Source organism: Aeromonas rivipollensis (assembly GCF_037811135.1).
GTDB classification, from domain to species: Bacteria; Pseudomonadota; Gammaproteobacteria; order Enterobacterales; family Aeromonadaceae; genus Aeromonas; species Aeromonas rivipollensis.
Genome location: NZ_CP149130.1, coordinates 2,105,725 through 2,121,317, shown reverse-complemented (window position 1 = coordinate 2,121,317; position 15,593 = coordinate 2,105,725). Strand labels below are relative to the sequence as shown.

General features: G+C 61.2%; 11 protein-coding genes. 6 read left to right on the top strand and 5 right to left on the bottom strand.

Features of this window, described 5'->3' with window-relative positions; all coding sequences use genetic code 11:
- Positions 1 to 13: 13 nt before the first annotated feature.
- Both WIR04_RS09610 and WIR04_RS09605 read right to left on the bottom strand, forming a co-directional pair.
- The gene (locus WIR04_RS09610) at positions 14 to 1,750 is read right to left on the bottom strand and encodes an ABC transporter transmembrane domain-containing protein (protein ID WP_338892208.1); all 1,737 of its coding nucleotides are present in this window, start codon (positions 1,748 to 1,750) and stop codon (positions 14 to 16) included.
- 142 nt (positions 1,751 to 1,892) lie between these two features.
- Complete coding sequence (locus WIR04_RS09605; protein ID WP_338892206.1) at positions 1,893 to 4,691, bottom strand: hybrid sensor histidine kinase/response regulator; 2,799 nt, start codon at positions 4,689 to 4,691, stop codon at positions 1,893 to 1,895.
- Positions 4,692 to 4,845: 154 nt separating this feature from the next.
- Here WIR04_RS09605 and trxC point away from each other — a divergent pair, with 154 nt between their 5' ends.
- The 3 genes from trxC to WIR04_RS09590 all read left to right on the top strand — a co-directional run bounded on the left by trxC (position 4,846) and on the right by WIR04_RS09590 (position 7,651).
- Positions 4,846 to 5,286 (top strand): thioredoxin TrxC, encoded by a 441-nt coding sequence (gene trxC / locus WIR04_RS09600; RefSeq protein ID WP_338892204.1) that lies wholly within the window; start codon positions 4,846 to 4,848, stop codon positions 5,284 to 5,286.
- 154 nt (positions 5,287 to 5,440) lie between these two features.
- Positions 5,441 to 6,826 carry a DASS family sodium-coupled anion symporter gene (locus WIR04_RS09595; RefSeq protein ID WP_307764693.1) on the top strand — a complete coding sequence of 462 codons (1,386 nt, stop codon included), beginning with the start codon at positions 5,441 to 5,443 and terminating at the stop codon, positions 6,824 to 6,826.
- A 270-nt stretch (positions 6,827 to 7,096) separates the two neighbouring features.
- A complete protein-coding gene (locus tag WIR04_RS09590; protein ID WP_420883462.1) occupies positions 7,097 to 7,651 on the top strand; it encodes a cytochrome b/b6 domain-containing protein in 555 nt (184 codons plus the stop codon).
- 64 nt (positions 7,652 to 7,715) lie between these two features.
- Here WIR04_RS09590 and WIR04_RS09585 read toward each other — a convergent pair whose 3' ends face one another.
- Positions 7,716 to 10,190 (bottom strand): glycogen/starch/alpha-glucan phosphorylase, encoded by a 2,475-nt coding sequence (locus tag WIR04_RS09585; protein WP_025327119.1) that lies wholly within the window; start codon positions 10,188 to 10,190, stop codon positions 7,716 to 7,718.
- A gap of 396 nt (positions 10,191 to 10,586) precedes the next feature.
- Positions 10,587 to 10,784: a DUF4250 domain-containing protein gene (locus tag WIR04_RS09580; RefSeq protein WP_005323525.1), complete on the bottom strand. Its 198-nt coding sequence runs from the start codon at positions 10,782 to 10,784 to the stop codon at positions 10,587 to 10,589.
- Between the two features lie 233 nt (positions 10,785 to 11,017).
- Here WIR04_RS09580 and WIR04_RS09575 point away from each other — a divergent pair, with 233 nt between their 5' ends.
- The gene (locus tag WIR04_RS09575) at positions 11,018 to 11,497 is read left to right on the top strand and encodes a cell division inhibitor (protein WP_338892198.1); all 480 of its coding nucleotides are present in this window, start codon (positions 11,018 to 11,020) and stop codon (positions 11,495 to 11,497) included.
- A 162-nt stretch (positions 11,498 to 11,659) separates the two neighbouring features.
- On the opposite strand, the gene WIR04_RS09570 is transcribed toward WIR04_RS09575, so the two are convergent.
- Entirely contained in the window at positions 11,660 to 13,183 is a 1,524-nt protein-coding gene (locus WIR04_RS09570; protein WP_163147601.1) for a fumarate hydratase, read from the bottom strand.
- 209 nt (positions 13,184 to 13,392) lie between these two features.
- Between WIR04_RS09570 and pabB the strand changes: the two genes are divergently transcribed.
- The gene (pabB, locus tag WIR04_RS09565) at positions 13,393 to 14,769 is read left to right on the top strand and encodes an aminodeoxychorismate synthase component I (protein ID WP_338892195.1); all 1,377 of its coding nucleotides are present in this window, start codon (positions 13,393 to 13,395) and stop codon (positions 14,767 to 14,769) included.
- A gap of 55 nt (positions 14,770 to 14,824) precedes the next feature.
- Positions 14,825 to 15,415: a CoA pyrophosphatase gene (locus WIR04_RS09560; protein WP_307764870.1), complete on the top strand. Its 591-nt coding sequence runs from the start codon at positions 14,825 to 14,827 to the stop codon at positions 15,413 to 15,415.
- Positions 15,416 to 15,593: the final 178 nt, after the last annotated feature.

The following is a 15,593-nucleotide window of genomic DNA, read 5'->3' as shown; positions in this document are numbered from 1 at the left end:
CTCATCATCAGCCTCACAGGCTCTCCTCCACGTCTTGTTCGAGACGCTGATAGCGAACCATGTCCGCGTACCAGCCGTTGTGGGCCATCAGGGCGCCGTGAGCACCGCGCTCGCTGATGGCTCCCTGCTCCAGCACCAGGATCTCGTCCGCCTGCTCCACCGCCGTCATGCGGTGGCTGACCAGGATGAGGGTCCGTCTGTGAGCCTTGAGCGCCAGCAGTATCTGCTGCTCTGTGTGGGCATCCACCGCCGACAGGGCGTCGTCCAGCACCAGGATGGGGGCAGCCAGCAACAGGGCGCGGGCGATGGCGAGCCGTTGCTTCTGACCGCCGGAAAGGGTCACCCCCTTCTCCCCCACCTCGGTCTCATACCCTTTGGGGAAACGAACGATGTCGTCGTGGACGCAGGCGATGCGGGCCACCCGCTCTATCTCCTCCCGGCTCGCCTCCGGCTTGCCGAGGGCGATGTTGGCGGCGATGGTGGTGGAAAAGAGGAAGGGCTCCTGGGGCACATAGGCAAACTGGCTTCGCAGGGTGCCCAGGGGCAGCTGGTCGATGGGCACGCCCCCCATGGCAATGGCACCTGCCGTGGGATTGGCAAGCCGCATCAACAGCTTGAGCAGGGAGCTCTTGCCCGCCCCGGTGCGCCCCACTATCCCCAGCATGGCGCCGTGTTGCAGGGTGAAATCCACGCCATGCAGCAGGCTGCGCTGCTCCAGCCGATAGCCAAGCCCCCTGGCCTCAAGGGGCAGAGCCGAGACAAAGGCCGCAGGCCGGGCCGGCTCCTCGATGTCGCTGCGCTCCCCCAGCATGCTCTCGATGCGGGAATAGGCGGCGCTGCCCCGCTCTATGATGTTGAACAACCAGGCGATGGCGAACATGGGCCAGATGAGCTGACCCAGGTACATGGTGAAGCTGGTGAGCTCCCCCAGGGTCAGCTTGTCTTGCAGCACCAGGGCGCTGCCGCCGGCCACCGCCAGGAAGTAGGAGCAGCCGATGCAGAGGTAAATCACGGGATCGAACTTGGCATCGATGCGGGCCACCGCCATGTTGCGCTCCCCCGCCTGGCGGGTCAGCTCGGCAAAGCCCTGATCCTCGAGGGACTCCACCGCATAGGACTTGAGCACTCGCACCCCGGAGAGGGCCTCCTGGGTCTTGTTGTTGAGCCGGGAGAAGGCCCCCTGCGCCGCCTTGAACTCCTTGTAGATCTGGGTGCCAAAGCGGTTCATGAAGAAGGCCATCACCGGCAGCGGCAGCAGGGAAAGCAGGGTCAGCTGCCAGGAGTACTGGCTGCACATGATGGAGAGCACCAGGATACCGACGATGAAGGAGTCCACCAGGGTCAGCACTCCTTCGCCGGCCGTCATCTCCACCGCCTGGATGTCGTTGGTGGCGTGGGCCATCAGATCGCCGGTGCGGTGGCGCTGGTAAAAGTCCGGGCTCATGCGGGTGAAGTGGCTGAACAGGCGATTGCGCAGCACATAGGCGAGCCGGTAGGAGGCGCCAAACAGCATGACCCGCCACACGTAGCGCAGCAGATAGATGAGCAGGCCGAGGCCCAGCAGCCCCGCCAGATAGCCCATCAGGGTGCCCTCATCGAGCTCCCCCCTGGCGATGCCATCCACCACCCAACCCACCACCTTGGGGGGGATCACGGTCAACAGGGCCACCATCATCAGCAGGGAGATGGCCATCAGATAACGCCGCCACTGATCCTTGAAAAACCAGCCAAGCCGCAAAAATACGCTCACAGTAAAGTCCTTGCTCGCGGCACAGCGGGGGCCGCTTGGTCATAAGAGAAGCTCAATACAATCGCCCCCGAGGTGGGGGCGATTGGAGTGGGTCATCATAGCCTGAAGCGGACGACTTGAGAACGATTGCTATCTCACCGGTTCACAGCCGCTTGTCCGGGGAGGAGAACGGGAAGGCGACCGACTCCTGCTGCTCGCCGGTCAGCAGGAAATGGGAGACCTCTTCCCGGGTCTGGGTGAAGACTTGCTGCAACTGGGTCAGCTCCCCCTCGCTCAGCTCCTCTTGCAGCCGCAGCCGCCACTCCAGCTCGCCAGCCAGCAGTTGCAGCCGGGAGGCGGAGATGTTGGCCGACACCCCCTTCAGGGTGTGCAGCAGACGACAGGCCACCTCGGGTTGCTGGCGGCGCAGGGCGGAGCGAATGTCCCACAGGTCGTCCTTGTGCTCGGAGAGGAACAGCTTGAACAGGATCTGCAGCGCCTCCCTGTCCTGCTCCAGCCGGCGCAGCGCATCCTCCAGATCCAGCACCCCCATCAGATCCGGCGGCTTGACCTCGAGCGGCACTCGCCGCTCGCCGCTGGCGCTCTTCACCCACTGCAGCAGGTTGTTGTAGAGATCCAGCTTGCTGACCGGCTTGGTGACATAGCCGTTCATGCCGACCCCGAGGCAACGCTCCCTGTCCCCCGGCATGGCGCTGGCGGTGAGCGCTATGATGGGGACGTCGTGCTTGTCCACCATCTTGCGGATCTGGCGGGTGGCATCCAGGCCATCGAGCACCGGCATCTGCAAGTCCATCAGGATCACGTCAAAGGGCTGCTCCGCCACCTGCTCCACCGCCTCGCGCCCGTTGTCCACCACAGTGACCACGGCCTCGACCCGGCGCAGGTACTCCATGATGAGCTGCTGGTTGACGCGGTTGTCTTCGGCCAGCAGCACCCGGGTCCCGTGCAGCAGCTCCCTGAAGTGCTGCTGATCCCCCTGCGCCTCGGCCTGACGGACCTTGCTGTCGTGGGAGCTGCCGTTGAGCAGCTCATCGACCTTGGCCAGCAGGGTATTCTCGGTCATGGGCTTGGCCAGGAAGTGGGTCAGCCCCATGCTCTCCATGCGCCCGTGCAGCCCCTCCCTGGACCAGGCGCTGGTCATCAGTATGGGCAGGCGCCGCCACTGGCTGTGCTGATACATTTCGAGGGCGAGATCCAGGCCGTCCTCCTGTCCCATGCGCCAGTCGAGGATGGCGAGCCGGATGTGGTGGCCCTCCTCCCGCAGCACCTGGCGGGCACGGGAGAGGCTGTCGACCGCGATCACGGAGGCGCCGGCCCGGCCCAGTATGTCCTTGGCCAGCTCCAGCACCAATTCGTTGTCATCCATCATCAGGATGAGGGGCTGGTGATCGAAGAAGACACGGCGTCCGGAGACACCATAGACGGCCTGGGACAGGGGGATCTCGAACTGGAAGGTGGAACCCACCCCGGGCTTGCTCTGCACCCTGATCTCCCCCCCCATCAGCCCCACCAGCCGCTGGGAGATGTTGAGCCCAAGCCCTGAGCCACCATATTTGCGGGTGTTGCCCGCCTCCAGCTGGGTAAAGGGCTGGAACAGCTGCGCCTGCTTCTCCGGCGCTATGCCGATGCCGGTGTCCCGCACGCTGAAGCACACTCGCATGGGATGCTGGTTGGTCAGGGTGATGGCCACCTCCACCTCCCCCCGCTCGGTGAACTTGATGGCGTTGTTGACCAGGTTGACCAGCACCTGGCCGAGGCGCAGCGGATCGCCGCGCAGAAAATCGGGCACCGCAGGCGACTTGTTGATGATAACCTCGATCTGCTTGCGCTCCGCCAGATCCGCAAACATGGCGGCCAGGGAGTCGAGCTGCTCGCTGAGATCGAAGTCGATCTCCTCCAGGGTCAGCTTGCCAGACTCCACCTTGGTGAGATCCAGGATGTCGTTGATGAGCAGCAGCAAAGTATCAGACGATGACTTTATCTTGTTGAGGTAGTCCCGCTGCTGCTGATCGAGGTTGGTCTGCAGCGCCAGGGCACTGAAGCCGATGATGGCATTCATGGGGGTGCGGATCTCGTGGCTCATGTTGGCCAGGAAGTCGCTCTTGGCCTGGGCCAGCAAGGCGGCGTGGCTGGATAGCTCGCTCAGCTTCTGGTTGCGGCGCCACAGGGTCGCGGCCACCAGCGAGAAGCAGAGCAGCGCGCCCCCCAGCACCATCAGGTAGAAGCGGCTCTTGAGGGAGGAGGCCAGATCCAGCTTGCTCTGTTTCCACGCCGGCAGCGAGGCCAGCCCCTTCATCTCGACGATCTGGTTGCGCAGGCGGTGGTATTCCATCACCTGCTGATTGAACTCCTGGCTGAGCTGGGTCAGGGCCATGACCTTGGGCTGCCCGGGATAGGTCTCCATCAGCCGATGTTGCAGTTGCCGCAGTTGACTCTGCTCGCTGGTGTCCCAGCTGCGCCTGAGGTAGTGGCTCAACCGGGCGAGCTCGGTGAGGTCGCGAGCTTGCTCGGCCCCGGCCGGCAGGGTTGCCAGCAGCGCCTTGAGCTGACCCTGGAAACGGGGCGCCAGGTATTCGATGGTCATCTCCATGGTGTAGAGCCTGGCGAGATCCAGCAGATAACCGTCGATGTCCCGTTGCAGCGCCAGGGACTCGGGATCATCCACCGACCCCGGGTCTTCGCGCACCTGGCTCACGAAGCGATCCAGACTGTTTGACAGCAGGCTGAGGCGCTGCTGTACGCTGCCATCGCTGGCCTTCTCGCGCCCCAGCAGATAGACGGTGTCAGTATTGACCCGGTTGAGGACCAGCTCTGCGGCCACGCTCAGATCGGAGGCGCGTTGTTGCTGGCTCAGCAACTGCCAGCAATAGGCAGAAAATGCCAGCAGCGATACGATGATAAGGCCAAAGACAACACGATTGTCCCGTGCAACACTCTTCATCCCGTCTCGATTCTCATGTCATGGTCGGCCATCCGGTGACCCAGGGTCAGGGCCGGACAGCCGAGTGTGAAAAACAACTGAGCGCTATGTTACCGTTAGTCTGCTCTGTGAATGCAATAAAGATGTTGCCGGGCCATGAATAAAGGAGCCAATTATGTCATTTGTCACTACCTATTGTAGCCACTGCTTTACCCGCAATCGCCTGCCCGGCGACAAGGTGGATACCACTGCAAAGTGCGGTCGCTGCCACCAACCCCTGTTTTCCCACTCCCCGGTGTCGGGTCGCATGGCGCACTTTGATGCCCTGATCCAGTCCGACATACCGGTGGTGGTCGACTTCTGGGCCAGCTGGTGCGGCCCCTGCCTGCAGTTCGCCCCCGTCTTTCAAGAGATAGCCCAGGAGCTCGAACCCCGCATCCGCTTCGTGAAGCTCGACACCGAACAGGAGGCCGCCATCGCCAGCCGCTATGCCATTCGCAGCATCCCGACCCTGATGATCTTCAGAGGGGGGCAGATCCTGGCTCAGCGCAGCGGCTCCCTGCCAAAGAGCCTGTTCAAGGAGTGGCTGTTTTCCGTCACGGCAGAGCCCAAATGAAAACAAAATGTTTAATTTCTGTTTAATAGCAGATCCATTTTCACTTGACTCTGTGAGTCGCCACATGCTTTGACCACATCCCCCTGTTTCAAACAGGGGGATAAATGTAACCTCGGCAACACAACAACAACCATAAATTAACCGAGAGAACAACATGCATACCTCTGCAGTCCCTTCCGCCCCTACACGCTGGCTGGACATCAAGGCCGGGATCGTCATTCTGGATCTCCTGCTGCTCTGCGCCATGCTCGCCTGGCTTCCCTTTGATCCCATGATCAACAAAGGCCTCGGCATCCTGATCTTCATCGCCATCCTCTGGCTGACCGAGGCGGTGAACATCACCATCACGGCCTTGTCCATCCCGGTGCTCGCCACCCTGCTCGGGGTGTTTGACATGAGCAAGTCGCTGACCGACTTCGCCAACCCTGTCCTCTTCCTCTTCTTCGGCGGCTTTGCCCTGGCGGCGGCCCTCTCCAAGCAGGGACTGGATACCCAGATCGCCGCCAAGGTGATGCAGCTGGCCAAGGGTCACCTTGGCTGGGCAGCCATAGTGCTGTTCACCATCACGGCCGCACTCTCCATGTGGATCAGCAACACCGCCACGGCCGCCATGATGATGCCGCTCGCCCTCGGCATGCTCAAGGGGCTCGATATTCACAAGGAGCGCCGTACCCTGGTCTTCGTCCTGCTTGGCGTCGCCTACAGCGCCAGCATCGGCGGGATCGGCACCCTGGTGGGCAGCCCCCCCAATGCCATCGCCGCCGCCCAGATGGGACTGGGCTTCACCGACTGGCTGAAGTTCGGCATCCCCGTGGTGCTCATCTTCATGCCGGTGGGCATAGGCCTGCTCTATTGGGTGACGCGCCCCAACCTCTCGCACCAGGTCAGCACAGAGCAGGTCACCATAGAGTGGACCGGCCAGCGCAAGACCACCTTGCTCATCTTCCTCACCACAGTGCTGCTGTGGATTGGCTCCCAGCCCATAGCCGCGGCCCTGGGAGGCATTCCCCAGTTCGATACCCTGATCGCCATGGGCGCCATCCTGGCCATCGCCGTCAGCCGGGTCGCCAGTTGGGATGACATCAACCAGAACACCGACTGGGGCGTGCTGCTGCTGTTCGGGGGTGGCCTCACCTTAAGCGCCATCCTGAAACAGACCGGCGCCAACGCCTTCCTGGCGGAGCACCTCTCCAGTGCGCTCGCCACCATGCCCATCTTCATCATACTGCTCTGCCTTGCCGCCTTCGTGGTGTTCCTGACCGAGCTGGTCTCCAACACCGCCACCGCCGCCCTGCTGGTGCCGCTGTTCGCCGGTGTGGCCGAGGCGCTGGGGGTCTCCCCCGTAGTGGTATCCGTGCTTATCGCCGTCGGTGCCTCCTGCGCCTTCATGCTGCCGGTGGCCACCCCGCCGAACGCCATCGTCTTCGCCAGTGGTCACATCCAGCAGCGGGAGATGATGCGCGCCGGTCTGGTGCTGAACCTGGTATTCACCGTCATCCTGACCCTGCTGGCCTATTTCATGGGTGACATCCTCCATTGATCCCGGGCCAGGCTGACGGGCCCAGCCCCTGAGCCGCCGCACACCCCAGACCCGTTGCACAACAGAGCCCCGCACCCTCGGGGCTCTGTTTATTCTTCCCCCAGCCTCTCTCCCTCTCCTTGCCACTGGCCCTGCCCCTGTGACGCGCCTCAGGTCATTAACACGGCCTTAAGAAAGTGCCTCCATGATGCGGGCAACGGCGCTCCTGCAACAGGCGCATGTAAAACCGGGATACATCACAACGAGAGGAAAAAAATCATGGAGAAAGCGATGGAAAGCGGCAAGGCCATCAGGGTATGGGACCCCCTGATCAGGGTGTTTCACTGGGCCACCGTCCTGCTGTGCGTGCTCAACCTGTTCATCCTGGAGGAGGGCAGACGCAATCACCGCTATGTCGGGTACGCCCTGGCCGGATTGCTGGTGCTGCGCATCCTGTGGGGATTTGTCGGCTCCGACTACGCCAGGTTTGCCCAGTGGTTTCCGACCCCGGCCCGCCTGGGCCGCTACCTGCAGGCCAGCTGGCAGGGCAAGCACCCCTATCATGCCGGCCACAATCCGCTGGGCGCCTTGATGATACTGCTGCTGTTGACCTGTCTGGTGGGAACAGCCGTCACCGGGATCATGACGGGGTACGAGCAGCTGTTTGATGAGGATCTCATGGAGAAGCTCCACGAATTCTTTGCCAAGGCGCTGCAGATCGCCATCTTCATCCATGTGCTGGCGGTCATCGTCCTCGATCGCCTGACCCGGGGCGATCTGATCAGGGCCATGATCTCCGGCAGGAAGCGTGTGCCGGCCGACACCGAGATCGTCGACAAGCGCTGAAGCCTCCTTGACCAGAAGAGATAAAAAAACCCCGCGATGCGGGGTTTTTTCATACTGGGTGTGGTCAACCGACGTTGCAGCTCTTCAATTTCCAGATCCGATCCACGTAGTCCTGGATGGAGCGGTCGGAGTTGAACTTGCCCATGGTGGCCGAGTTGATGATGGCCTTCTTCGCCCACAGCGCCGGATCCCGATACCAGGTATCGATCAGCTTGTGCGCTTCCGAGTAGGAGGCGAAATCGGCCAGGGTCAGGTAGGGATCCCCCCCTTCCAGCAAGGAGCGCTTGATGGAGGCGAGTTCCCCCGGGCGACCCGGCGTGAAGTAGTCGGTATCGAACCAGTCCAGCACCGCCTTGAGCTCGGAGTTGGCATAGTAGAAGTCGTACGGGTTGTAACCGCGCGCCTTCAGGGACTTCACCTCGTCCACGTTCAGACCGAAGATGGCGCAGTTCTCGGCCCCCGCCTCTTCCGCGATCTCGATGTTGGCGCCGTCCAGGGTGCCGATGGTGATGGCGCCGTTCAGTGCCATCTTCATGTTGCCTGTCCCTGAGGCTTCGTAGCCTGCAGTGGAGATCTGCTCGGAGACATCCGCCGCCGGGATCAGCTTCTCGGCCAGGCTGACGCGGTAGTTCGGCATGAACACCACTTTCAGCTTGCCCTGGATGCGGGCGTCGTTGTTGACCCGCTCCGCCAGCTTGTTGATGGCGTAGATGATGTCCTTGGCCAGCTTGTAACCGGGCGCCGCCTTGGAGCCGAAGATGAACACGCGCGGATGCATGTCATAGTCCGGGTTTGCCAGCAGACGACGGTAGAGCGCCATGATGTGAATGAGGTTCAGCTGCTGGCGCTTGTACTCGTGCAGACGCTTGATCTGAACGTCGAAGATCGCCTCGGCCGAGACATCGATGCCGGTTTCCGCCTTGATGACCTTGACCAGCTTCTCCTTGTTGTGACGCTTGATGGTCATGAACTGCTGCTGGAACGCCTTGTCGTCGGCAAACTTGGTCACGCTGCGCAGCTTGTCCAGCTGCAGCGGCCACTCCTTGCCCACCACTTCGTTGTAGAGGGCAGCCAGCTCGGGGTTGCAGGCCAGCAGCCAGCGACGGGGGGTCACGCCGTTGGTGACGTTGCACATCTTCTCGGGCCACAGCTCGGCATACTCGGGGAAGAGATCCTCTTTCACCAGCTTGGAGTGGATCTCGGCCACGCCGTTCACCTTGGAGGAGCCGATGACGCACAGGTTGCCCATGCGCACCTTGCGCACGTCCCCTTCTTCGATGATGGAGAGCTTGGCCTTGATGGCATCGTTGCCCGGCCACTTGGGCTCCACCAGCTCGTTCAGGAAGCGGGCGTTGATCTCGTAGATGATCTCGAGATGACGGGGCAGCACCTTCTCGAACAGGCTGACGGACCACTTCTCCAGCGCTTCCGGCAGCAGGGTGTGGTTGGTGTAGGAGAAGACCTGGTAGCAGATGGCCCAGGCCGCATCCCAGTGCAGATCTTCCTCGTCCACCAGCACCCGCATCAGCTCGGGGATGGCCACTGTCGGGTGGGTATCGTTGAGCTGGATGGCTATTTGCGCGGCAAAGTTGCGGAAGTCCGCACCATGCACCCGCTTGTAGCGGCGCATGATGTCCTTGATGGAGCAGGCACAGAAGAAGTATTGCTGGATCAGGCGCAGCTCTTTGCCTGCGTCGGTCTCGTCGTTCGGGTAGAGCACCTTGGAGATGGTCTCGGCCTGGGCCTTCTCGGCCTGGGAGTCGACGTAACCACCGGCGTTGAACACGTCCCAGTCAAAGAACTCGGAGGCGCGGGATTCCCACAGCCGCAGTATGTTGACGGTGTGACCGCCAAAGCCCACCACAGGGATGTCCCAAGGCACCCCTTTGATCTTGCGACCGGCGTGCCACACCTTCTTCAGGCCGCCCTTGTCACCAAACACGGTTTCCACGTAGCCGTAGAGCGGGATCTCCTGCACCGACTCGGGGCGGCAGATCTCCCAGGGGTTGCCATATTCACGCCAGGAGTCCGGACGCTCTATCTGGCGACCATCCTGGATCTCCTGACGGAACAGGCCGTGCTCGTAATGGATGCCGTAGCCCACCGCCGGGTAGTTCAGGGTGGCCAGGGAGTCGATGAAGCAGGCGGCCAGACGACCCAGGCCGCCGTTGCCAAGGGCCATGTCAGGCTCTTGTTCGCACAGATCGGTCAGTTCCAGACCGAGTTCACCCAGGGCCTCTTCGCAAATCTTGTACAGGGAGAGGTTGTGCAGGTTGTTGGAGGTCAAACGCCCCATCAGGAATTCAGCAGAGAGATAGTGAATCGCACGAGTATCTTTCTTGAAGTGAGTCTGCTGAGTGCGGGTCAGGCGCTCGTACACCTGTTCGTTGACGGCGGCAGCGGTCGCTTTCCACCATGCTTCGGGAGAGGCTTTCTGTTCGCTTGTACCCAAGGTAGAACGCAGGTGACGCACGATACTCGCCTTGAGCTGATCTTTATCCAGTTGGAGATCCTGGTCTGTCTTCTTCTTGGTAGCCATAAACCATTTTCCTTCGTTACAAATAAAAAATGTTATCCCCTTGAGGGACCGGCGCTGTTGTTATCTCAGAATATGTTCCGGCGTGGGCATACTAGCTAAAGCCGGGGGTTTAAAAGTTAACGTGAGTCACACTTTAACGTATAAAAATGACAGTTTCACCATGAAAACCCTTTCCTATATCCTGCCTGAACAAAATAAAAATAACCTTAAAAATCAAAACATTGAATGAAATTCAAAAAGATGGATTCATGAATAGGTTTTCAATGATTGCCAGCGGCTGAAAATACGTGAAAATAAGCACCAACTCGGCTGGCGATGAAATCGCTTTCAATGCTTGATGCATCAGCGCGGCAATAAAAGGAAGCTGCCCCAATTGGGGCAACTTCCCGAGCTGAATTAACCATGGGCCTTGAACTGGTTACTCATGGGGTCGTAGTGATAACCAATCTGCTGCAGGCGGGTGGCCAGCTGATCCTCCGTCATGTCGTAGTAAGCTAGCAACTCTTCCAGACCATCGCACTCCAGCCGCAGCTTCTCGTTGATGATCCCGAGCAGAATATTGGCGTCCAGCCGTTGCAAGGTGCTCACATCCATCTTGGTCCCTCCTCTTGCCATACATACTGTATAACCATGAGCGCCGACCCGCGCTTTGTCTACAGGTTAAAAAACACCCGCCCCACCATCAATATAAATAGTATTTAAATTCAAATAGTTACTAAAAAACCCTGTTAGTCGGCTCACATTTTTAATCACAAACGCCTTGTCACTGGCATGAGATAGAACTACTGTATACACATACAGCATGGTTATTCATACAGGACACACATATGAGCCAGCCCCTGAGTCACCGCCCACTCTCCTCCTCTGCCGGTGTGATCACCACCTGGCCCACCCGCCATCAGGGCAAGGCGGAGCATGAGCATCGACTGGCCATGGATCTCCATGAAGCCCCGCTGCTGGATGCGCTGGGAAGACTGAGCCAAAGCGACAGCGGCTGGATCTTGCTCATAGCCCCGCCAGGGCTGCCCGTGGCCAAGCAGCTGCAGGCACTGGGGATCAATCCCGCCCGGGTACTGGTGGTCCACGGCCCCAAGATCAAGAACTGGCAACGTCTGCTGGAGCAGAGCCTGGCCAACGGCCATTGTGCCGCCGTCTTGACCTGGTTGCCCGAACGGGTTGCCCTGGATCGCAGCCGCCTCAGCACCCTGGGGCAGCGTGCAGGGGTCCTGACCCGCTTCTTCGAGCCTACTCCCTCACAGGGTGGCCCACTCTGTTACGGTGGGCAGGACGTCTACCTGAACCACTAATACAGGCCGCACCGACCCGGCTGGCAGGCTTCCCCGCCCCCGCGCGTCAGTCTGACACTGCGGCAACGAAGACGAGAAAGGCGACCCTGAGGTCGCCTTCTGTCATATGGCCTGTGTGATGGCTGCTATCTGCCCGGCGCCCCGCCAGGGGCTTGCACAGGATCAGGCGAGCCTGGTATCCAGCTCGGCGATTTTGGCAGACCAGTAGGCCGGGCCGGTTTCATGGATGTTGTTGCCCTGGGAGTCGACCGCCACTGTCACCGGCATGTCTTCCACCTCGAACTCATAGATGGCCTCCATCCCCAGATCGGCGAAGGCCACCACACGGGCCTTCTTGATGGCCTTGGCCACCAGGTAGGCCGCGCCCCCTACGGCCATCAGATAGACGGCCTGGTGCTGCTTGATGCTCTCGACGGTTTTCGGACCCCGCTCGGACTTGCCTATCATGCCGATGAGGCCGGTTTCACCCAGCATCATGTCGGTGAACTTGTCCATCCGGGTGGAGGTGGTGGGGCCAGCCGGGCCCACCACTTCGTCACGCACCGCATCGACCGGGCCGACGTAGTAGATGAAGCGGTTGGTGAAGTCGACCCCTTCCGGCAAGCCTTCGCCATTTTTCAGCATGTCGGCAATGCGCTTGTGGGCGGCGTCACGGCCGGTGAGGATCTTGCCGGACAGCAGCACTGTGTCGCCACTCTTCCAGCTGGCGAGCTCGGCCTTGGTGATGCCGTCGACATTGACCCGGCGCACGTTGCCGCCCGCTTCACGGGTGATCTGTGGCCAGTCCTCCAGCTTCGGCGGGGTCAATTCGGCGGGGCCAGAGCCATCGAGTTCGAAGTGAACGTGGCGGGTGGCGGCGCAGTTGGGGATCATCACTACCGGCTTGGAGGCGGCATGGGTCGGAGCGGATTTGACCTTCACATCCAACACTGTGGTGAGGCCGCCCAGCCCCTGGGCACCAATCCCCAGCCGGTTGACCTTGTCATAGAGCTCGACCCGCAGCTTCTCTTCTGTGGTCTCGGGGCCCCTGGCGATCAGCTCCTGAATGTCGATGTGCTCCATCAGGGCTTCCTTGGCGAGCACGGCCGCCTTCTCGGCGGTACCGCCGATGCCGATCCCCAGCATGCCGGGCGGGCACCAGCCGGCGCCCATGGTCGGCACTGTTTTGAGCACCCATTCGACCACGTCGTCGGAGGGGTTGAGCATCACCATCTTGGACTTGTTCTCGGAGCCGCCGCCCTTGGCCGCAATGCTCACTTCCACCTTGTCCCCCGGGATCATGTCGATGTGCACCACGGCAGGGGCGTTGTCCTTGGTGTTCTTGCGGCTGCCGGCCGGATCGGCGAGCACGCTGGCACGCAGCGGGTTGTCCGGGTTGGTGTAGGCACGGCGGGTGCCCTCATCCACCATCTCCTGGACCGTCATGTCGCTGTCCCACTGCACCTGCATACCGATCTTGACGAAGCAGGTGACGATGCCGGTGTCCTGACACAGGGGACGATGCCCTTCGGCAGACATGCGGGAGTTGATCAGGATCTGGGCCAGGGCGTCCTTGGCGGCCGGGTTGATCTCGCGGTCATAGGCAGCCTTGGCGGCATGGACAAAATCGAGGGGGTGGTAGAAAGAGATGTACTGCAGGGCGTCAGCAATGGAATCGATAAAGTCCTGTTTTCTAATGATGCTCATATCATCCTCACTGGTCCTTGTCGTCGCTTGCGCGAGCAAGGGCTTCCATATGAGCCGGGCCTTCGGCAGGCGGCGAATGCGCACAGAGCCGGCGACTACGGCGTGTTTTTATAACGGTGTTTTTCTTAAAAATGCCGGCGGCCATGATACGCTTGAGCACCCGAACCGGCTAGGGAGCTGGGTGCAAACTGTTGCCTGTGTAACAAAAAATGAAACCAAGACTGCATATCCACCATTTCGACCCCCAAGCATCGCTTCACGCCCTGTTTGCCCGCTTGCAACACCAGGCCTGGGCCATCTTGCTGGAATCGGCAGGCCCAACGGGCGCCGACAACCGCTTTGACATCATCAGTGCCGACCCTCTCGCCACCCTGGAGACCCGGGGCGCCAGCACCTGCCTGCGCCACGCAGGCAGCCAGACCCGGCACGCAGAAGATCCCCTCACTCTGCTCGCCCGCACCCAGCAGGCCCTGCTGGGGGATCTGGTGCAGGATGAACATGACCTGCCCTTCATCGGGGGCGCCCTGGGGCTCTTTGGCTACGATCTGGGACGGCGGTTCGAGCGTCTGCCCGCTCAGGCCAGTGCGGACATCCAGGTACCTGACATGGCGGTCGGGATCTACGACTGGGCACTGCTACGGGAGGTTGCGACCGGTCGCTGGCAGCTGGTGCTCTGGGGAAATGAGGCCGGGCTCGCCAGACGACTGCAGTGGCTGGCGGCGCAAATCCCTCAGGCCAGCGCCCCCTTCGCCTTGCAGGGAGAGTGGCAGAGCAACATGAGCCGGGCCGAGTACGGCGAGAAGTTCGCCCGCATCCAGGCCTATCTGGCGGCGGGGGATTGCTATCAGATCAACCTGACCCAGCGCTTCAGCGCCCCCTATGGCGGGGACGAGTGGTCCGCCTATCTCGCCCTCAGTGCCGCCAACAAGGCCCCCTTCTCGGCCTTTGTCCGGCTGCCACAGAGCGCCATTTTGAGCCTCTCCCCCGAGCGCTTCCTGCTGCTCGATGGCCGCCACATCGAGACCAAACCCATCAAGGGCACCCGGCCCCGTCATCCGGATCCCGCTATTGATAAACAGGTGGCCGAGTCGCTCGCCAGTGCCGACAAGGACAGATCGGAGAACCTGATGATCGTGGATCTGCTGCGCAACGACATAGGCCGGGTCAGCCGCCCGGGCTCCGTCAGCGTGCCGAGCCTGTTTGCGGTGGAGTCTTTCCCCGCCGTGCATCACCTGGTCTCCACCATCCACGGTGAGCTGGATGCGCGCTGGCAGGGGGTGGATCTGCTGCGGGCCTGTTTCCCTGGTGGCTCCATCACGGGTGCCCCCAAGATCCGGGCGATGGAGATCATCGAGGAGCTGGAGCCGGTGCGGCGAAACGCCTATTGTGGCAGCATCGGCTACCTGAGCCAGCATGGCCGGATGGACACCAGCATCTGCATTCGCACCCTGATAGCCGAAGCCGGCCGGCTCCATTGCTGGGCGGGAGGGGGCATCATCGCCGACTCAGACCCTGACGCCGAATATCAGGAGACCTACGACAAGGTGGCCCGCATCCTGCCGCTGCTGGATGCCCTGCGCCAGTGAGCCTGTGACAGCCTTAGCCAGCCCCGAGGAGACCAGGACCGAGATGGATATCGAGATGAACCGCGCCGAGCTACTGACCCGCTTCCTGTTGCAACGCCCCGCCCCCGCCCACCGCCTGATGCTGGCGGGGCTCAAACCGGCGGCTGTGCTGATCCCTCTGGTGGAGCGCCCCCAGGGGCTGCATCTGTTGCTGACCCGCCGCAGCACTACCCTGCGCCACCACCCGGGGCAGATAAGCTTCCCCGGCGGGCGTCAGGATCCGGAAGATGAGAGCCTGATCCACACGGCCCTGCGAGAGACCCACGAAGAGCTCGGGATCCCCGCCTCCCAGGTCCGGGTCATCGGCAGTCTCACCCCGCTCAACACCATCTCCCTGTATGACGTCCTGCCTGTGCTGGCCATGATAGATCCCGACTATCGGCTTGCCCTCAGCCCCGACGAAGTGGAGCAGGCCTTCGAGGTGCCCCTCAGCCATGTGCTGGATCCGGCCCACCACATAGCCCTGACCCTCCCAAGAGCGGGCAAGCGCCACACCATCTACTGGATCCCCTGGCAACACTCCTTCATCTGGGGGGCCACCGCCAGCATGATCCGCCAACTGGCCCAGCACCTGTCAGGACAACATATTGATAACCTAGCAAGGTGAAAAACTATCCATTTAACATTCAACTAACACCGCATATGATAAATAAATTTTGATTATTTATTCTTTTGATCACATTTCTATAAGAAAGTGCGGGTTTCAGCCTCGTAAAGGTGAATCTGATCAACATTTTTGATTAAAAAAAAAGTATTCTTGCGCCGACTAATTAAAACCACACATT